Genomic DNA, 17845 nt, shown 5'->3' on the forward strand with positions numbered 1-17845 from the left:
GAGGAACCGCATGTCCGCGCCCGCGACCACCACCGCCCGCCTGCTGCCCGGCAGACCCGTCGCCGACGAGGTCCTCGCCGACGTGGCGACCCGCTCCGCCGCACTGCGCCGACGGGGCATCACCCCTGGCCTGGCCACCCTGCTCGTCGGCGACGACGACGCCAGCGCCGGCTACATCCGCATCAAACAGCAGCAGGCCACCGCCCTGGGCTTCGCGTCCCCGCACGAGCACCTGCCCGCCGGCGCCACCCAGGCCGACATACGCCGCGCCATCTCCGCCTGGAACGACGACCCGGCAGTGCACGGCATGCTCGTGCAGTACCCGATCCCCGCCCACCTCGACTACAACGCCGCCCTGCAGGCCATGGACCCCGACAAGGACGTCGACGGCATGCACCCGGTCAACATGGGCCGTCTCGCCCTCGGCATGCCCGGACCCCTGCCGTGCACACCCGCCGGCATCGAAGCGCTGCTCGCGCACCACGGCATCGGTGTCGCGGGCCGCGAGGTCGTCATCGTCGGCCGCGGCGCGACCCTCGGCCGGCCCCTGGCGATGCTGCTGGCGCAGAAGCGCCTGACCGCGGACGCCGCCGTCACCGTCGTGCACACCGGCGTCAAGGACTGGGCCCGCTACACCCGCCGCGCCGACATCCTCATCGCCGCCGCGGGCGTGCCCGGCATCATCCAGCCCGAACACGTCAAGCCCGGCGCCGTCGTCATCGGCGGCGGCGTGCGTTACGAAGGCCGCCGCATCCTGCCCGACGTCGACGAGTCCTGCGCCGCCGTCGCCGGTGCGATCACCCCGCGTGTCGGCGGCGTCGGACCCACCACCGTCGCGATGCTGTTCCGCAACGCCGTCGCCGCCGCCGAACGGGCCAACCCGTGAGCCGGGCGAGGGCGACGGTCGCCGCACTGCACCGGTATCCGGTCAAGTCCCTGCTCGGTGAGCAGCTCGACAGTGCCGACGTGACCGGCAACGGCCTGGTCGGCGACCGCGCCCTCGCCCTGCTCGACACCGCCACCGGCCGCGTCGCCAGCGCGAAACACCCGCGACTCTGGCAGCGGCTGCTCACCCTCACCGCCACCACCGACCCCCGGGGCGTGCAGATCACCGGCCCCGGCGCGGACGTGCACAGCACCGACCCGGCCGCCGCGACGAGCCTGTCGGCGCTGCTCGGCCGCGCCGTCGAACTCGTTGACACGCCACCCGAGCATGCGCGACTCGACCGCGCCGACCCCGACGCGGTGCTGGCCGACGGCATCACCGCCACGCTGCCGCTGCTCACGAGCACCATCGCCGGTGCGGCTCCGGGGACCTTCTTCGACTTCGCGCCGGTACACCTGCTCACCACCGCGACGCTGCGCCGCATCACGGCACTGCACCCCGCGCGCACCGTCGACCCGCGCCGCTACCGGCCCAACATCGTGGTCGACCTGCCCGGCGACGGCTTCACCGAGGACGACTGGGTCGGCCGCGACCTGCGTATCGGCGAAGACCTCGTACTGCGGGTCATCGTCGCCACCCCGCGCTGCGCGGTCCCCACCCTCGCCCACGGCGACCTGCCCCGCGACCCTGAGGCCCTGCGCGTGCTCGCCCAGCACCACCGTGTGGTGCCGCTGCCCGCCCTGGGCCCGCAGCCGTGCGCGGGCGTCTACGCCCAGGTCCTGCACCCCGGCCGGATCCGGCCCGGCGACGCCGTACGCGTGGCCTAGCTCGCCACCTGCTGCAGCAGGCCGTGCACGAACATCAGCCGGCACACCCCGCCGTCGTCGTCCGGCACGTCCACGCCCCACCGGGCAGGCGTCTCCGGATCACGCTGCCGCGCCTTCGGGAACCGGGCGAGCACGTCGTCGACCACGCACGACCACGGCGCCAGCCCCTCGGCCGCACCCAGCTCCGGCACCGCCGAGTCCGCCGACCGCACCAGCCACCCGTGCAGCACGAAATCCTCCGTGCCCACCAGCGCCTCCCAGCGCAGCTCGGGCCACAGCCCCGGCAGCCGCCAGCGGTGCGCGGTCAGCACCGCGTCGCCGTACGGCACCTCCCGCCGCTCATCGGCCGGACCCAGCACCGCCTCGTACAGCAGCAGGCCCTTCGGGGCCGACCTCGACCGTTGCATCGTCTGCCAGCGGTTGTGGGCATCCATGTACTGCGCGTGTGAGGCCGACAACTCCGCACACGCCGCCTCCACCAGGTCCGGCTGGAAGTCGGCCATGCGCCGCAGCAGCATCAGCTGAAACTCCCGCCGCGCGAACCCTTTCACGCCGTGAGCATAGGGGAGAGGCGCATCTCACCGCGCCGGAACGGTATCCGGCGACCTCGGCTGGGTATCGGCACCGCACGGAATACACCCTGTGAAAGGACGGCGCAGATGCCCGCCCGCCCCCGCTGGATCGTCGCGTTCATCGCCGCCGCCGTGCTGACCCTGGGGTGCGGCGAGCTGCCCGACCCCGCCATGCCCGACGACAGCGCACCGCCGCCGAGCGCCGCTCCCACCCAGTCCGGCGAACCTGACGGCACCGCGACCGTCGAGGAGTTCAACCGGGACGCGCGAGGCGCAGTCAGCGGGGCCGAGACCTACTGGTCCGGTGTGTTCAAGTCCTCCGGCGTCGCCTTCACCCCCGTCCGCACCGTCACCCCGTACCGCGGCGACGGCGAGCTCTCCTGCGGCCGCGAACCCATTCCCGCCGACAACGCGGTCTACTGCCCCGCCGGCGACTTCATCGCCTACGACGCCGACTGGGCCGTCACCGCCTTCCGCAAGATCGGCGACGCGTTCGTGTACTACCTTCTCGGCCACGAATACGCCCACGCCGTCCAGGCCCGCCTCGGCGTCGAACACCGCTACGCCATCGACCACGAACTCCAGGCCGACTGCATGGCCGGCGCCTACCTCGGCGACTCCGTCCGCGACGACAAGCTCCAGCTCGCCGACGGCGACCTCGAAGAATTCCGCAGCGGCCTGCTCGCCGTCGGCGACCCCGAAGGACAGCCCTGGTTCGCCCCCGAGTCCCACGGCACCGTCGCCCAGCGCACCGACGCGTTCTTCTCCGGCTACGAGAAGTCCCTCGACGCCTGCGACCTCACGTGAATGATCCGACGGTGGTGACGAACCTCGATCTACTGTCGAACAGTGAAGTATGCCGATGGAGTGCTCGGTAAGGACATTCCCACCGAGCTTGGCCGGCTGCGGGCGATCGAGGAACTGTGCGACCCGATCTCGAAGGAGATCATCGGTGGCCTCGGTCTCGGGTCGAGCTGGCTCTGTGCGGATGTCGGCGCGGGCGCGGGCTCGGTGTCCCGCTGGCTCGCCGAGACGGCCACCGTCGTGGCCACCGATCTGGACACCCGATTCCTGACCTCCGGTGAGCGGCTGACGGTGCTCACCCACGACGTGACCGCCGATCCTGTGCCAGGCGGCCCCTTCGACCTCGTCCACGCGCGCTTCCTGCTCGAAGTGCTGCCGGAGCGCGCCGACACGGTCCCACGCCTCATCGAGTGGCTGCGCCCAGGCGGTCACCTGGTGGTGGTCGGCATAGACATGTCGGTGTCGGCGCTGACGCCGCACCCGGCCCTGCGTGCAGTCAGCGACGCCCTGCTGGGGGTGTTCCAGGAGCAGATGCGGGTCGAGCCGACTTTCACACGCGGGCTGCCGCCGCTTCTGGCCGCGTACGGTATGACCGACATCCGGATGACCGTCCATCCGCTGCTGGTAGGCGACGGAGGGGCGGGCGAGAAGGCGATGCGGGCCACGTTCGAGCAGGCCTTCGACACGCTGATCGCAACCGGTCGGCTGACCGCCGAGCAGGCCGAGGCGAGCCGGGCATGGTTCGGCCGGCCCGGTCACCTCGACATCCTCGCCCTCATCCCCGTCGTCTCGGCCCGCCGCCCCCGATGATCGGCTGTGCGCAGCTTCGGTGAACTGTGATCGGGTCTCGTTCAGGGGCGGGCCGCGGTCTCCTCGGCCGGGTCGTCCCGCATCGGGTAGGTCTCGATCCAGACCTCGGAGCCCGGCACCAGATCGGCTTCGGCGAGGCCGGCGACCGTCACCGACACCTCCGGGTCGCCGGGATCGGATGAGATCACGAGATTGCCGTCGGCATCCTGCCACGCGTCGACACCCCACATCCCGACCGTTCCGGCCAGCACGGATCCGTCGGGTCGGTGCACCTGCAGGACGTCTCCGCGCATCGAGACGCGGCATCCCTCGGGGTAGGCCAGATCGCGCAGCTTCACCGAGGGAAGCACCCGCCACCCGTAGTCGCTGTGGGCCAGGCCTTCGATCGTCACCATGTGCAGCATCCGCAGATCGTGCCATGGCGTCCGGCCCGACTCCCCGCGCAGCCCGAGCGGAGACCGCGCCAGCCGGATCGGGAACACGGCCGGCGCTCGCGCTGAGCGGACATCGCCGAACGGCCCGCCGTACTAGGTTCGAGAGGGCAGCGTCTGTCGGCATAGGAGCGAGCGCATGCGTAAGATCACGATCGTCGGGGCCGGTCAGGCCGGTCTGCAGCTCGGCCTCGGCCTGCTCGGGGCCGGATACGACGTCAGCCTGGTGTCCAACCGCACCGGCGAGCAGATCCGCTCCGGCCGGGTCATGTCCAGCCAGTGCATGTTCGGCGCGGCGCTGGCCACCGAGGCAGCCGCCGGGCTCGACTTCTGGCCCGGTTGCCCGCCGGTGGAAGGCATCGCGTTCACGGTGCCCGGCCCGGACGGCACGAAGATGCTGGACTGGTCGGCGCGGCTGGACACACCGGCCCGGTCCGTCGACCAGCGGGTGAAGATCCCGGCTTGGTTGGACGAGTTCACCCGCCGTGGCGGCGAGCTGGTGATCGCCGACGCCGGCATCGCCGACCTGGAACGATACGCCGCCGGGTCCGATCTGGTCGTGGTCGCCGCGGGCAAGGGTGAGATCGCGTCGCTGTTCGCCCGGGACGAGACCCGCTCGCCCTACGACGCCCCGCAGCGCGCCTTGGCGCTGACCTACGTCACGGGCCTGACGCCGCGAGCCGGGCATTCCGCGGTGTGCTTCAACCTGATCCCGGGGGTGGGGGAGTACTTCGTCTTCCCGGCGCTGACCACCACCGGCCCCTGCGAGATCATGGTCTTCGAGGGCGTGCCCGATGGTCCGATGGACTGCTGGCAGGACGTCCGCACTTCCGCCGGGCATCTGGCCCGCAGCAAGGAGATCCTGGCCCGGTTCCTGCCCTGGGAAGCCGAGCGGGCGGCCGATGCCGAGCTCACCGACGACAACGGCATCCTGGCCGGGCGTTTCGCGCCGACGGTCCGCCGGCCGGTGGCGGTCCTGCCGTCCGGACGGGCGGTGCTCGGCCTCGCCGACGCGGTCGTGCTCAACGACCCGATCACCGGGCAGGGCTCCAACAGCGCGGCGAAAGCCGCCGCCGGCTACCTCGACAGCATCGTCGAACACGGCAAGGGCGACTTCGACGCCGCGTGGATGCAGGCCGCATTCGACCGCAACTGGGCGTACGCCGCCCATGTCACGGCCTGGACCAACGCGATGCTCGCACCCCCGCCGCCGCACGCGTTCGAGTTGCTGGGCGCGGCCTCCCAGGTGCCGGCGATAGCGTCGCGTTTCGTCAACGGGTTCGACGACCCGACCGACTTCGCGAACTGGTTCATGGATCCCGACCTGGCCGCCCGCTACCTGCGCGAGGTGCAGCCGGTCCGGTGAGGCGGGCCGCCGGTCGGTGCCACGCAGTTGCGGGCCGCCCCGGCCTGGGCGGCCGAAATGGCCACCCAGGCCGGTCGGAGTCGACCCGATGGGGCGAGTCGCCGTCAGAGCACGCTGGGCTGGAGTTCCCGGCTCTTGGCGACGGCGTCCGGGTGCGGCAGCGTGTGGGTCGTGGCGGTGTGCCGGTTGTAGCTGTAGACGGTCAGGCCGTTCAGGCGGTCCGCTACGCCGGTCTTGCGGAATGCGGCCTGCAGGTTGGTGGCGAAGCCCTCCACGGGCATCTTGCCCACCTGATTCGACTCCTTGGTCGCCTCCTCGAGCGCCTCGTCGGAGCAGACCTCGAACAGGATGAGGGAGGGCCGGTTGTTCAGTTCGGTGTTGAGCAGCAGGGCCATGTCCTTGGCGGTCCACCCCCAGGGGTCGTTCGCGTTGCCCTTGCCGCCCACCTCGTGGTCGTTGCCGTGACCGACGATGCACAGTGGGTCGCCGCTTCGGGCAGTGTTGAGCAGTCCGATCAGTTGGGCGTGGGCCTGGTCCTGGCCGTGGGCCGGGTTGAGGAGGTGGACCGTGCCCCAGGCGGCGGCACCCGATTTCGTGGTGGAGATGAAGTCGACGATCTTCGGATCCTTGGTGATGACGATGAGCATGGCCCCTCCTTCGACAGGCTGACCTTCCGGTGTGGATGGTCGGCAGACAGAGCGGGTCCGTGGTCGCCGAGATACGCCGTGACGCCTTGGCGACATCGTTCGCGCCGCATCTGACGCGGGTGCCGCGGCGGGGAGGTGATCGATCCAGGGTTGTGGATGAATATGGCACGTGTCCCACAAGCTCTCCACAAGCTCGGTGCCCGATGATTCGGCGATGACGATGAAATCGAAGATCCTGCCCGCGCTCGGCGCCGGCGTGGTGGCCCTGGCCACCGTCATCGCCGGGGCCGCTGTCGGAGACCTCCCGGGTGCGGCCGCCACCTGCCATCGGTCAGTCGCCATCGATCCGCAGGTCACCGTGTCCGAGGGGGCCGGCACGCTGACCTTCACGGTGTACACGGCGTCCTGCGCCGCGGCCGGGTCGGTGGCCTACTCGGTCACCGACGGCACCGCCCGCCGGCCCGGCGACTACCAGCTCGCGAACGGCGTGCTGCAGTGGTCGGCGGGGGACACCGGCAGCAGGCAGGTGCGGGCGGCCGTCGCCGGCGACGGCCTGGCCGAGGCGCTGCTGGAGGACTTCACGGTCACCCTGAACAACCCCAGCCAGTTCGTACGGGTGGTCAGCCCGGTCGGCCGGGGCCGGCTCTTCGACGACGACACCCAGCTCCGGGCGGCGACCGTCGACGACCGGCTGTGCCTGCTGGAGCCACGTACGTCACCGCCGCCTCCGCCCTCGCCCCTGCCGTCGCCGTCGGCCAAGCCGGATCCGGATCCGGGTGCGGGCACGACCGCGACGCCGTGCACCGTCGAGTCGGGCAACATCATGCCGACGCCGTTCGGCGTCAACACGGCCCTCGCCACCGACCAGACGGTACGTTTCCAGACGTTCGACGGCGACCTGGTCGCCGGTCTGGACTACGTGGCCGTGGACCGCACCGTCACCGTCCCGGCGGGAGCGACCACCGTCATCGTGCCGATCCAGTTGCTGCCGCGCGCCTTCACCCAGAACGGCAAGCACTTCAACATCGTCATCTCGTCGTACTCCGCCGGTCAGGTCGTCTCGGGCAGCGCACGGGTGACCGTCTGGCGTTAGCCGAGTAGCGCCATGTTCGCCAGCGTCGTCGCCTGCAGGCGCTCGTCGGCGATGTCGCGGGACAGTGCGAGCGCCCTGCCGAAGTGGCCGAGGGCGCTCGCATGGTCGCCGCGGGAGAGCAGGAGCAGGCCGATGGCGTTGGCGGTGTCGGCCTCCCGGCGTTTCTCGCCGTTGCGCCGCCGGATCGCCAGGGCCTGCCCGAAGTGGTCCAGGGCGGCGTCCTCGTCACCGGCGGCGAGCAGTGCCTCACCGAGGTTCTGCAGCACGGCCCCTTCCAGGTGGGCGTTGCCGATGTCGCGCGCGAGCCGCAGCGCCCGCCGCAGCGCGTCGAAGGCTGCCGCGAAGTCGGCGAGCCGGGTGTGGATGTCGGCGATGTTGTTGAGTGCCAACGCGATGCCGGGCAGGTGGTTGTCGGCGGTGTGCAGGTCGAGTGCCTGCTCGAACGCGTCCCGGGCCGCGGCGAGGCTGCCGAGCTGGGAGTGGGCGTGCGCGATGTTGTTCAGCGCCATGCCCTGTCCGCGCTGGTCGCCGCCTTCGCGCATCAGGTCCAGGGCTCGGGTGAGCTGTTCCAGGGCGTCCTCGTGGCGGTGGGTGACGTTGTAGGCGACGCCGAGGCCGCTGCGCATGAGCCGTTCGCCGACCGGGTCGTCCAGGCGCAGCGCGGCGGCCAGGCCTTCGCGGCAGATCTCGACATAGTCCGGCCAGTGGCCGCGGTGGGTGTAGTAGCTGGCGAGCAGGTAGGTCAGCTGCCAGGTGGTCCGGGCGTCGCCGTGGGCCGCGGCCAGCCGGGCGACCGGCAGCAGGCTGGGCCGTTCGTCGTCGAGCAGGGCCAGCACCTGGGTCGTGTCGGGCAGCGGCGGCAGGCTCGGCGGCGGGTCTTGCCAGGACAGTTTCACGCGGTCTCGGGCGGGCTCCAGCATCTGGTTCGCGGTTTCGGCCAGTGCCAGATACCAGGTGAACAGCGCGGTGCGGGTTTGGGCGGCCTCGTCGGGGCCGGCGCATTCGAGGGCGTAGAGGCGGATCAGGTCGTGGAACCGGTAGCGGCCTTCGCTGACCTCGGTGAGAAGGTGCGCGGAGGCGAGTTCGTCGAGGGCCGTCGCGGTGTGCCGCCCGGCGACGGCGGTGGCCAGATGGGTGGTGAACGTCGGGCCGGGGTGCTGGCCGAGCCGCCGGAACAGTGCCGCGGCCGGGGCGCTCAGGGTCTGGTAGGTCGCGGCGAACACGGCCCGCACACCGCCCGGCTGGCCGGGCACCGACAGCGCGGTGAGACGGTCCTCGCCGGTCAGCTCGCCGACGAGTTCGGCGAGGCTGCGCAGGGGGCGGGCGGCGAGTTTCGCGGCCGCGATGCGCAGGGCCAGCGGCAGCCCGCCGCAGAGGTCCACCAGCCGGCCGGCGGGCTCGGGCTCCCGGTCGACCCGGTCGTCGCCCAGCACCCGGCGCAGCAGCAGGGACGCGTCGGCGTGGGGGAGGGCGTCGAGGCTGACCGTGGCGACCTCGTGGTCGAGGGCGAGTGCCGGGAGCTGATGGCGGCTGGTGACGATCAGCAGGCTGCCGGCGTCCGGTGGCACCAGCGGCGTGATCTGCTCGGCGGAGGCGGCGTTGTCGAGCAGGATCAGCATCCGGCGCTCGTGCAGGGCGGTGCGGTACGGGCCGGGATCGTGCGGCACCGTGTCGGCGGTGACACCCAGGGCCCGCAGCAGCTGGCTCAGCGCCTCCCGGGTGGGCATCGCGGTGGCCGGATCGTGGCCGCGCAGGTCGAGGAAGAGCTGCCCGTCGGGGTAGCGGTCGCTGTTCCGCCGGGCCCAGTGCACTGCCAGGGCGGTCTTGCCCACCCCGCCGGGGCCGGAGACGACCGCGATCGGCGCGCGGCGGGACAGGGCGGCGTCGAGCGCGGCCTCCTCCGGTCCACGGCCGGTGAAGTGACCGACCGCGGCAGGCAGCTGGGCCGGTCTGCGGGCGTCGGGCGGGCCGCCCAGGCCGACTGCCGGGTCGCGGCGCAGCACGGCCGAATGCAGGCGCTGCAGTTCCGGGCCCGGTTCGACGTCGAGCTGCTCGGCCAGGTGGCTGCGCAGCCGCTGGTATGCCCGGACGGCATCGGCGTGCCGTCCCGACCGGCACAGTGCGAGCATCAGCAGCCCGACCAGGCGCTCGCGGCCCGGGTCGGCGGCGAGCAGGCGCTCGATCTCGTCGACGGCGGCCACATGTTCGCCCAGGCGCAGGCGGGCGTCCCAGAGTTCATCCAGGCAGCGCATCCGCGCCTCGGTGAGCAGCCGCACCTCCCCGGCGGCCCAGCCGGTGGGTTCGGCGTCCTCGAAGGCCTCGCCGCGCCAGAGGCCGAGCCCGTCGAGCAGGTGGGTGACGGCTTCGGCGGCGGCGCCGCGGGCCAGGGCCCGGCTGCCCCGGGCGGCGTCGTCGTGGAACCGGGCGACGTCGACGTCGTCGGGGCGCAGGTCCAGGACGTACCCGGAGTCGCGGGTGACGAGAATGCCGGGCAGGCCGCAGTTGTCGAGGGCTTGGCGTACGCGGGCGATGTGGGAGTAGAGCGACGCGGTCGCGGTGCGGGGCGGCTGCTCGCCCCACAGCGCCTCGGTGAGCCGGGCGTGTGACAGGGGGTGTCCGGCACGCAGGCCGAGCAGGGCGACCAGGGTGCGCTGCCGGCCGCCGACGAGCAGGGCACGCCCGCGTGGACCGGTCACCTCGACCGGGCCGAGCAGGCGGACCGTCTGGGTGCCCGGTGCGGCCCGCTGCCGCCGGTCCTCGTCGACGCGGTCGCGTGCTGTCGCGAGCCTGCCCTGTTCGGCGGGGGAGGCGCCCAGGAGCCGGACGAGGGTGTCGAAACGGTCCGTCGGCGGCAGGGTCTTGCCGGTGAAGTAATGCGCGATGATCCCGGTCGACCAGCCGGTCTGGGCGGCGAGCGCACGGTAGGTGACCTCTGTGCCGCCGCGGCGGCGGGCGTCGCGCCGCTTGAGCTGGCGCAGCATCCGGGCCAGGTCCTGCAGGGTGCCCCCGTCGGCCATCAGACTCCTTGATAGACGAAGCCGAGCAGGTCCATCGTACGTGCGATATAGCGATGTTCAACGATGTTCAGGATCGCCCGGGTGAGCCTCGGGTCCCTCCGACGATGGCTGCCATGACTGACACACCGTCCCGCCGTGCCAGGATCGGATGGAGCGTCACGGCGCTCCTGGCAATGGCCGTGCTCCTGCCCGCCACGGGTGCCTCCGCCGCCGAGGAGCCCAAGTCCGACGAGGTGGGCGTCGCGCCTGCCGAAGCCGTTCCCGGCGGCTTCCGGACCTGGGAAGACCTCAGTGAGGCGCAGACCCGCCTCAACACCGCCGCCGACGACATCCTGTCGGCGGACTCGCCCGGCTACGCCGGCACGATCGCGGCTCCCGAGAACGGGGAGCTGCACATCTACTGGAAGGGCGAGGTTCCCGCCGATGCCCGGGAACGCGCAGCCCGTACCGGCGTCGCGGTCAGGTTCCTGCCCGCCCGCTACAGCGAGGTCGAACTCGCCGCCGAGACCGACCGGCTCGGCGCCGACAGGCGCGTCGGCACCGCAGCCCCCCAGGTCGACGGCTCCGGCCTGGCCGTCACCGTGAGCACCGAAGCCGACCGCGCGGCGATCCTCGCCGAGGCCCGGCTGCCGCTGTCGGTCACCGTCGAGCGCAGCCCGGACCTGCTCTACGACCGGCAGAACGACATCTCCGCGTACTGGGGCGGGGCCCGCTGGAACAACCTGAGCCTCGGCGGCTCCTGCTCCACCGGCTTCAGCGTGAACTGGGGCGGCCAGCCCCGCATGCTCACCGCGGGTCACTGCGGCAACAACGGCCAGGTCGCCCGGATCGGCAACGCCACCCAGCCGAACACCACCATCGTCGCCGACGTCAACGCCCGCGACACCCAGATGCTCAACCGGCCGCCCAACCGGACCTTCGCCGGGCGGATCTACACCGGAGCGTGGAACAGCTCGTCGAGCATCCGGGTCGGCGGCTCCACGGCCGACTACGTCGGCAACTGGATCTGCACCGGCGGTTCGTTCACCGGCGAGCACTGCAACGCCAAGGTGTACGCGGTCAACACCAGCGTGCTGGGCATGGCGCCGATGACGTACGCGGCCAAGGTGCCGGGCACCCCGGCGGCGGGCAACTGCATCGCGGCCCCCGGCGACAGCGGCGGCCCGGTCTACTCGCACGGCCTGTTCATCAAGTGGCCGTTCAAGATCGAGATCGCGGCGCTGGCTCGCGGCACGATCACCGCCGGCTACCTGGACACGCCCTGCGTGTCGCTGGGGGTGTGGAAGACCGGCTCCTACCGGGTGTTCTACGCGCCGGTCCGGCGGCCGCTGTTCAGCCCGTACGTCGGTTCGCTGACCTACTACGGAGCCAGCCTGATGTGATTCGGCCCAGCTGCGGCCGGGAGGGCGAACGTCCTCCCGGCCGCAGCCGTGTCACCCGCGGCCGGGCAGCACCTGTGACCTGTCCTGCTCAGGCGCAGTCGCGGCAGACGTCGTGCCCGGGCTCGGCGCGCTGGCTGTGATGGTGGACCAGGAAGCACTGCGAACACCGGAACTCGTCCGCGCGCATCGGCACGACCGGAACGACCAGTTCCTCGTCCAGCTGCTCGGCGCCTGGCAACTCGAACGACTCGGGCTCCTCGACGTCCACGGCCGCGGTGTCGGGCGTCTCCCGCCGGGCGCGCAGATCCTCAAGGCTGTCCTGCTCGTCAGGCTGCGTACGTGGTGCGTCGTAATCGGCGGTGGCCATCGACATCCCTCCCCGTCAGGCAATCATGCCAACCCGACCAACCCTACGAGAGGGCGGCCCGCGCCGGGGCCGAAGCGCCATTGACCTACTGTGTGGCTCTATGTAGTGTAGCCCGCATGGTAGATAGCCCTGCCGGGCAGTCGCTGAAGCTGGAACAGGATCTGCGTAAAGGCGTGCTGGTCCTGGCCGTGCTGTCGCAGCTCAGGACTCAGCAGTACGGCTACTCGCTACGCCAGGCACTGGCCGAGCGCGGCATGCCGATCGAGGAGGGCACCCTCTACCCGCTGCTGCGCCGCCTGGAGAGCCAGGGGCTGCTGGCCTCGCAGTGGCAGGTCGACGACGGCCCGCCGCGCCGCTACTACACGCTCAGCGTCCAAGGCGCTGAGGCCTACCGCGAACTGACCGGAGCCTGGCGGTCGCTGACCTCGGTCGTGGACCGCTTAGTGGATGAGGAAGGCTGAGATGGACGACCCCAAGGCCATCATCGAGACCTACGTCGACGACGTCGTACGCCACCTGCCCCGCCGCCAACGCCACGATGTGGGCTACGAGCTCCGCTCGCTGCTGAACGAAGACCTCGACGGGCGTGCCGCGGACAGCGGCCGGCCCGCCGACGCGGCCACGGCGCTGGAGCTGCTCACCGCCTTCGGCCGCCCGCAGGAGGTGGCCGACCGCTACCGGCCGGCGGGCTTCACCGTCATCCGCCCCGCCGACGCTCCCGGGTTCGCCCGGCTCGCGCTGGGCGGCCTGGTCCTGCAGTGGGCCGTCACCCTGACCGCCGCCTTCACCACCCCGGCCCCCACCGACGCATGGATCTATGCCGACAGCTGGTGGGGGAGGCTGACCACCTGGTGGCTGAGCTGGGGACTGGGCTCGTTCTGGTGGCCCGGCTTCCTGATCACCCTCACCCTGATCAGCGCCGCGTTCGCACGACGCCGCCCGGAGGCCAAGCCCTGGACGCCCCGGCGCACGCTGGACCGCGACCACGTCAACCGGCCCGCCATCGTGCTGGGACTCGCCGCCGGCATGCTCGGCGCGACTCTCATGATCGCGTTGCCGTGGCTCGCCGTCTGGGCTCCCGGCCTGCCGCAGCCCCTGCTGGACGCCTTCGCCTTCGACCCGCAGTTCCTGCACCGGCGGGCGGTGTGGGCGCTGCCGCTGTGGGCTGCCGGCTTCGCGGTCCAGACGGTGGTGCTGATCGCCGGCCGCTGGGACAGGCGCACTCGCCTCGTCCGCCTGGTCCTGGGCTTGGGCTGGCTCGTACTCCTGGGCTGGTGGCTCGCAGCCGGCCGGATCTTCGCCGCCGATGCCGCCGACGGGACCGCCAGACTGGGCCTCCTGCTCGTCGTCGGGTTCGTCATCGTCGACATCGTCGTCACCGTCCGCCGTACCCCGGCGTCGATACGGCCACCCGTGGTGCGAGCGTGACGTCGAGCAGAGGGCTCGGTGGGCGCCCTCCGGGCCGAACCGTGCCGGGCCGGTGGCGAGATCTCGGAAACGCGCAGCTCGGCGGCGCGATCCGAGGCACCGTAGGACCAGGAACGCGACGGCGAAGGGACGGATGCCATGCCACTGCAGGGTGAGTACGAACCCAGTCCGGAGAAGTGGGTGCGCGATCAGGTGGACCTTTATGAGAGTTCCGGCGGCACCGAGGGCACGACGCTGCTGGACACCGGCCTGCCGGTGATCATCCTGACCACCCTGGGGGCCAAGAGCGGCAAGATCCGCAAGACGCCGCTGATGCGCGTCGAGCACGACGGCCGGTACGCCGTCGTGGCGTCGAAGGGCGGAGCACCGCAGCATCCCGTCTGGTATTACAACGTCCGGCAGCATCCCACGGCGGAACTGCAGGACGGGCCCCGGCGCCAGGACATGACAGCGCGTGAGGTGACGGGCGAGGAGCGGGCGCAGTGGTGGGACCGGGCGGTCGCGGCCTATCCGCCGTACGCCGACTACCAGAAGAAGACCGACCGCCAGATCCCCGTCTTCGTCCTGGAGCCGACCGGCAGCTGAGCGCCTGCGGCCCCGCCGGAGCGGGCACCGTCGACAGCGTCCCGGGCCGGCCGGCCGGACCGCACCGGTCCGTCAGCCGAAGACCCTGCTGCAGGCCGCGATCGAATAGGCGGGGCCGCCCACGTAGTCCCAGGCGTCGCCGGAGCCGGAGTAGCGGTACACGCCGTCGCGGTCAGGGCTGAGGCCGTAGATGCTGTCGGCGGCCACCGTGAACATCGAGCCCGGGCCCCCGATGCGCTGCCACTGCTCGGGCTGGCCCAGGTAGCGGTAGATGTCCCCGTTGGGCGAGGTGGCGGCCAGTCCCCACGGCCCGCCGTAGAGCCGGCGCGCCCATCCGCCGACCTTGGTCCACGAGTTGCCGTGGCCGTCGTAGCGGTACACCTGGTTCTGGTCAGGGCTCAGGCCGTAGACCGATTCGCCGGTCACCGCGAAGGTCGCCCCGGGGCCGCCGATGAACTCCCATTTGTCCGGCGCGTTCAGATAACGGAACACGTCCCCGGTGCTCGGGTTCGTCGCCACCAGCCCCCAGTCGCCGCCGTAGATCATTCCGGCGGGTCCGCCCACCCTGATCCAGGACCTGGTGCCGCTGCCGGGCGTGGGCCCGGGGCAGCCGTTGTACCGGAAGACGGCGTCGCGCTGGGGCGTCAGCCCGAACACCGTGTCCGCGGTGACCGCGAACGTGGCACCCGCGCCGCCGATCGGATGCCAGGCGTGCGAGGCGATGCAACGGTTGCGGTACAGCAGGATGTCGCCTTCGGCCAGCGGGGCCTTCGGCTGGGCCGGGACCGTCGCCGCGAGCCCGTAGCCGCCGCCGAAGAGCTCCAGGAAGGGCCCGTTGCCGCGCAGACTCCAGCTCTTCGGGGACAGGTCGTACCGGTAGATCTGGCGCCTGTCCGGCGTCAGCGCGCAGATCGTCCACTGCGACTCGGGCGGTTCCACGAGGGCCTTCGGGCGACCGAGCGGCAGCCCGGCGCCGAGGGCCACGGCGATTCCCAGCGATCCGGTGAGCAAGTCACGCCGCGTTACTGACGGCGGGGTGTCGCGGATCCATGGTGATTCCGTCACAGCCTTCACCTCTAACCCCGAGGTTCGCCCGGCACAGCCTCTGAGGTGCGTCGGGCGGGCTCGCGTCATCGCGATTCGCATTCATTCTAGTTGGTTGCGGGCCGCCGAGCGAAGACTCTCCGTTACGGAGAGTCGCCGATGGTGCCTGGTATGGGCCAAGATGGCGGCGGCTGTTGACGCAGCTCACCGCGTGATGAATCATCGTGACACGCATCTATATGGATGGTCGTCACGTAGGTATCCGACACGGGGGAGCGCATCGTGCGCAGATCAGTGCGTATGTTCATGCCATTGGTGCTGTTGGCGACTACTGCCGTCGTCGGTTTGACCGCGTCCCCGGCCGCGGCCGGCCCGTGCACGGTGTATCCATGTAAGACGGTGAACAACACCAACCGCTTCGTCGAGTTGGCCGACGACTGGTGCTACGGCGACACCAGCCCGGAGTTCGAGGACTATGCCTGCCCGCCCGGCCAGCCCCGCGTGGTCACCCCATACGGCACGTTCTGGGATGCCGACGCCTTCCAGTCCCAGACCGGCTGTGTCACGCGAGCCCAGCTGCGCGACGGCACCGACAGCATCACGGTGGCCAGCTGGGACGACGACCGGCGCGGCAAACCCAGCATCTGGCACAAGTTCGGGGACGGCCGGATCCTGAAGATCACCTACAAGCAGTGCTACGGGCAGGGCGTCTCGGCGACCAGCACGTCGAACTCGGTGACGTTGTACTGGAACGGCATTCCGGGAGTGACGTACCGGGTCTACCGCTTCGGCACACACGTCTGGTCGGGCCAGGGCGGCATGTTCACCGACGCCGGACTCGGCGCCGGGACCAGCTACTCCTACGAGGTGTCCACCAACAGTCCCTACACCTACGACGGCGTGCACACCCCGATCTCGGTCACGACCAACAACACGCCGCCGCCGGACGTGCCGCCCGCCGGCACCGCGCCGACCTGGATACCGAACACCGCGGGCATGGGTTACTACTACGCGACCACGTTCGCCAACACCGACGGGCTGCTCGGGTCCGACTATCGCGGCACCCTGTGGGCCGGCACGAGTTACTTCCGTTGCTCCGCTCCGGCCGGCTACGTCGAGGGTGAGTACGGGTTCAACCATTACTGGATGTGGACCGACCTCGACACTCCGTGGGGCAGTACCGGCTGGGTCTCGGCCTACTACCTGGCCAACTGGCCCAGCGATGTGGTCAAGGCCGACAACGGAGCCGATATCCCACCGTGCTGACGGCGAGGTGCGGAGCCCGGGCCGGCGCCCGGGCTCCGCACCTCGCTCGGGCGGGGCAAGCTCTTTCCGAGTCCACCCGGACTGCTCCGTCGGCGAAGGTTTGACCGAGCGCGTGTGACCGGTCACGATAGCGTGATGATCCGCAAGACCGCAGGTGGGCCACCGGCCGCGGCACGGCGCACGCCGCCGAGCATCCGCGACGTCGCCGCCGCCGCCGGGGTGTCGTACCAGACGGTGTCCCGGGTGCTCAACGGCTCGCCGAGCGTACGCGCCGACACCCGCACCGCCGTGCTGGCGGCCATCGAGGAGATGGGCTTCCGGCCCAACCGCTCGGCGCGGGCACTGGGCCTTGGCCGGGCGCGAGCGGTCACCGTGGTCACCGCCGACACGATGCTCTACGGCTACGCGAGCACCCTGCAGGGCATCGAGGAGGCGGCGCGCGCGGCCGGGTTCGCCGTCGGGGTCCGGGTCATCGAGTCCGACTCCGCCGACGACGTGCGCCAGGCCGCCGACTATGTCGCGGATCCCAGCGCGGGCGCGGTCGTGGTCATCGCGTTCGACCCCGCCGGTGCGAAGGTGCTGGCGGCGCTGGACGATGACGTGCCGGCGGTGGCGGCGATCGAGGCGTCGGGGCGGCGGGACACCGGCCGGGTCGTGATCTGCCTCGACGAGCGCGTCGCGGCCGCCCAGGCCACCGAGCATCTGCTCGCGCTGGGGCACCGCACGGTGCACCACGTGGCGATCCCGTCGGAGGACGGCGGCAGCGGCCGGCAGGCCGGGTGGCGCGATGCGCTGGAGCGCGCGGGCGCACCCGTCCCGGCGGTGGTGCCTGCCGGGTGGGACATGGCCGCGGCGTATGCGGCGGGTCGCCGGCTGGCCGCGGACCCGCTGGTCACGGCGGTGCTGTGCGGCAACGACGACCTGGCGCTCGGGGTGCGGCGGGCGCTGTACGAGCAGGGGCGTGACGTGCCCGGCGAGGTCAGTGTCGTCGGGTTCGACGACATCCCGGGTTCGGCGTACTGGACGCCGGCGTTGACGACGGTGCGGATGGACTTCGCCGGGCTGGGCCGGGCGTGCTTCGAAGCGGCGGTCGCACAGCTGGCGGGTGACGCGCAGCCGGAGGTGTCGCTGATCGCGCCGTGCCTGGTCGTGCGCGAGTCGACGGCGCCGCCGCGGACCGAGCCGTAGCCCGCGCGTAACAGTCCGGTAACGGCACTGGCGCGACCCGATGTGACCGGTCACACTCTTTCCACAGACAGAATGTGACCGGTCACATCGGTGGTCTCGCACCCGGCGAGCCCACCACTCGATCGGGATCGG

At 71.6% G+C, this 17845-nt stretch carries 18 protein-coding genes; 12 read left to right on the plus strand and 6 right to left on the minus strand.

Translation table 11 applies throughout. The features are described 5' to 3' along the window. Positions 1-10: 10 nt before the first annotated feature. Both F6W97_RS00430 and F6W97_RS00435 read left to right on the plus strand, forming a co-directional pair. Positions 11-886: a bifunctional 5,10-methylenetetrahydrofolate dehydrogenase/5,10-methenyltetrahydrofolate cyclohydrolase gene (locus F6W97_RS00430; protein ID WP_155368061.1), complete on the plus strand. Its 876-nt coding sequence runs from the start codon at positions 11-13 to the stop codon at positions 884-886. Further along, positions 883-1713 carry an MOSC domain-containing protein gene (locus F6W97_RS00435; protein ID WP_230686283.1) on the plus strand — a complete coding sequence of 277 codons (831 nt, stop codon included), beginning with the start codon at positions 883-885 and terminating at the stop codon, positions 1711-1713. Before F6W97_RS00430 ends, F6W97_RS00435 begins: the two co-directional genes overlap by 4 nt. Here the strand turns inward: F6W97_RS00435 and F6W97_RS00440 are convergent. Next, positions 1710-2264: a hypothetical protein gene (locus F6W97_RS00440; protein WP_155368062.1), complete on the minus strand. Its 555-nt coding sequence runs from the start codon at positions 2262-2264 to the stop codon at positions 1710-1712. The genes F6W97_RS00435 and F6W97_RS00440 overlap by 4 nt on opposite strands. Positions 2265-2372: 108 nt before the next feature. On the opposite strand from F6W97_RS00440, the gene F6W97_RS00445 reads away from it, so the two are divergent. After that, entirely contained in the window at positions 2373-3092 is a 720-nt protein-coding gene (locus F6W97_RS00445) for a neutral zinc metallopeptidase (protein WP_155368063.1), read from the plus strand. A gap of 42 nt (positions 3093-3134) precedes the next feature. Next, positions 3135-3899 (plus strand): class I SAM-dependent methyltransferase, encoded by a 765-nt coding sequence (locus F6W97_RS00450; protein ID WP_196278910.1) that lies wholly within the window; start codon positions 3135-3137, stop codon positions 3897-3899. Positions 3900-3940: 41 nt separating this feature from the next. Here F6W97_RS00450 and F6W97_RS00455 read toward each other — a convergent pair whose 3' ends face one another. Beyond that, the gene (locus tag F6W97_RS00455; RefSeq protein WP_155368065.1) at positions 3941-4303 is read right to left on the minus strand and encodes a hypothetical protein; all 363 of its coding nucleotides are present in this window, start codon (positions 4301-4303) and stop codon (positions 3941-3943) included. 166 nt (positions 4304-4469) lie between these two features. On the opposite strand from F6W97_RS00455, the gene F6W97_RS00460 reads away from it, so the two are divergent. Beyond that, on the plus strand, positions 4470-5696 hold the full coding sequence (locus F6W97_RS00460; protein WP_155368066.1) for a styrene monooxygenase/indole monooxygenase family protein: 1227 nt from the start codon (positions 4470-4472) through the stop codon (positions 5694-5696). Between the two features lie 104 nt (positions 5697-5800). On the opposite strand, the gene F6W97_RS00465 is transcribed toward F6W97_RS00460, so the two are convergent. Then, positions 5801-6343, minus strand: a complete 543-nt coding sequence (locus tag F6W97_RS00465; protein ID WP_155368067.1) for a hypothetical protein — start codon at positions 6341-6343, stop codon at positions 5801-5803. Positions 6344-6557: 214 nt separating this feature from the next. On the opposite strand from F6W97_RS00465, the gene F6W97_RS00470 reads away from it, so the two are divergent. Then, complete coding sequence (locus F6W97_RS00470; protein ID WP_155368068.1) at positions 6558-7436, plus strand: Calx-beta domain-containing protein; 879 nt, start codon at positions 6558-6560, stop codon at positions 7434-7436. Here the strand turns inward: F6W97_RS00470 and F6W97_RS00475 are convergent. Then, positions 7433-10453, minus strand: coding sequence for an AfsR/SARP family transcriptional regulator (locus F6W97_RS00475; protein ID WP_155368069.1), 3021 nt, complete (start codon positions 10451-10453; stop codon positions 7433-7435). The two genes, F6W97_RS00470 and F6W97_RS00475, sit on opposite strands and share 4 nt — an antisense overlap. A 113-nt stretch (positions 10454-10566) precedes the next feature. Here F6W97_RS00475 and F6W97_RS00480 point away from each other — a divergent pair, with 113 nt between their 5' ends. After that, the gene (locus F6W97_RS00480) at positions 10567-11835 is read left to right on the plus strand and encodes a S1 family peptidase (protein WP_155368070.1); all 1269 of its coding nucleotides are present in this window, start codon (positions 10567-10569) and stop codon (positions 11833-11835) included. Positions 11836-11923: 88 nt separating this feature from the next. Here the strand turns inward: F6W97_RS00480 and F6W97_RS00485 are convergent, their stop codons facing one another. Further along, entirely contained in the window at positions 11924-12202 is a 279-nt protein-coding gene (locus tag F6W97_RS00485; protein ID WP_155368071.1) for a DUF4193 family protein, read from the minus strand. A 116-nt stretch (positions 12203-12318) separates the two neighbouring features. Between F6W97_RS00485 and F6W97_RS00490 the strand changes: the two genes are divergently transcribed. The 3 genes from F6W97_RS00490 (at position 12319) to F6W97_RS00500 (ending at position 14215) form a co-directional block, all read left to right on the plus strand. After that, positions 12319-12663: a PadR family transcriptional regulator gene (locus F6W97_RS00490; protein ID WP_155368072.1), complete on the plus strand. Its 345-nt coding sequence runs from the start codon at positions 12319-12321 to the stop codon at positions 12661-12663. Position 12664: 1 nt separating this feature from the next. Beyond that, positions 12665-13630 carry a hypothetical protein gene (locus F6W97_RS00495; RefSeq protein ID WP_155368073.1) on the plus strand — a complete coding sequence of 322 codons (966 nt, stop codon included), beginning with the start codon at positions 12665-12667 and terminating at the stop codon, positions 13628-13630. A 138-nt stretch (positions 13631-13768) separates the two neighbouring features. Continuing rightward, positions 13769-14215, plus strand: coding sequence for a nitroreductase family deazaflavin-dependent oxidoreductase (locus tag F6W97_RS00500; RefSeq protein ID WP_155368074.1), 447 nt, complete (start codon positions 13769-13771; stop codon positions 14213-14215). Positions 14216-14287: 72 nt separating this feature from the next. Here the strand turns inward: F6W97_RS00500 and F6W97_RS00505 are convergent, their stop codons facing one another. Further along, on the minus strand, positions 14288-15280 hold the full coding sequence (locus F6W97_RS00505) for a hypothetical protein (RefSeq protein WP_230686284.1): 993 nt from the start codon (positions 15278-15280) through the stop codon (positions 14288-14290). 324 nt (positions 15281-15604) lie between these two features. On the opposite strand from F6W97_RS00505, the gene F6W97_RS00510 reads away from it, so the two are divergent. Together F6W97_RS00510 and F6W97_RS00515 are read left to right on the plus strand one after the other, a co-directional pair. Continuing rightward, positions 15605-16525: a hypothetical protein gene (locus tag F6W97_RS00510; RefSeq protein ID WP_155368075.1), complete on the plus strand. Its 921-nt coding sequence runs from the start codon at positions 15605-15607 to the stop codon at positions 16523-16525. A 135-nt stretch (positions 16526-16660) separates the two neighbouring features. Beyond that, complete coding sequence (locus tag F6W97_RS00515; protein ID WP_155368076.1) at positions 16661-17713, plus strand: LacI family DNA-binding transcriptional regulator; 1053 nt, start codon at positions 16661-16663, stop codon at positions 17711-17713. Positions 17714-17845: the final 132 nt, after the last annotated feature.

The organism is Catellatospora vulcania, assembly GCF_009720385.1.
Classification (GTDB): Bacteria; Actinomycetota; Actinomycetes; order Mycobacteriales; family Micromonosporaceae; genus Catellatospora; species Catellatospora vulcania.

Excerpts from the sequence above, each read along its gene's own strand:
- F6W97_RS00500 (WP_155368074.1), top strand. The coding sequence starts at position 13,769 with ATGCCACTGCAGGGTGAGTACGAACCCAGTCCGGAGAAGTGGGTGCGC.
- F6W97_RS00430 (WP_155368061.1), top strand. The coding sequence starts at position 11 with ATGTCCGCGCCCGCGACCACCACCGCCCGCCTGCTGCCCGGCAGACCC.
- F6W97_RS00480 (WP_155368070.1), top strand. The coding sequence starts at position 10,567 with ATGACTGACACACCGTCCCGCCGTGCCAGGATCGGATGGAGCGTCACG.
- F6W97_RS00515 (WP_155368076.1), top strand. The coding sequence starts at position 16,661 with ATGATCCGCAAGACCGCAGGTGGGCCACCGGCCGCGGCACGGCGCACG.
- F6W97_RS00495 (WP_155368073.1), top strand. The coding sequence starts at position 12,665 with ATGGACGACCCCAAGGCCATCATCGAGACCTACGTCGACGACGTCGTA.
- F6W97_RS00490 (WP_155368072.1), top strand. The coding sequence starts at position 12,319 with ATGGTAGATAGCCCTGCCGGGCAGTCGCTGAAGCTGGAACAGGATCTG.
- F6W97_RS00460 (WP_155368066.1), top strand. The coding sequence starts at position 4,470 with ATGCGTAAGATCACGATCGTCGGGGCCGGTCAGGCCGGTCTGCAGCTC.
- F6W97_RS00445 (WP_155368063.1), top strand. The coding sequence starts at position 2,373 with ATGCCCGCCCGCCCCCGCTGGATCGTCGCGTTCATCGCCGCCGCCGTG.
- F6W97_RS00485 (WP_155368071.1), bottom strand. The coding sequence starts at position 12,202 with ATGGCCACCGCCGATTACGACGCACCACGTACGCAGCCTGACGAGCAG.
- F6W97_RS00475 (WP_155368069.1), bottom strand. The coding sequence starts at position 10,453 with ATGGCCGACGGGGGCACCCTGCAGGACCTGGCCCGGATGCTGCGCCAG.
- F6W97_RS00455 (WP_155368065.1), bottom strand. The coding sequence starts at position 4,303 with ATGCTGCACATGGTGACGATCGAAGGCCTGGCCCACAGCGACTACGGG.
- F6W97_RS00470 (WP_155368068.1), top strand. The coding sequence starts at position 6,558 with ATGACGATGAAATCGAAGATCCTGCCCGCGCTCGGCGCCGGCGTGGTG.
- F6W97_RS00465 (WP_155368067.1), bottom strand. The coding sequence starts at position 6,343 with ATGCTCATCGTCATCACCAAGGATCCGAAGATCGTCGACTTCATCTCC.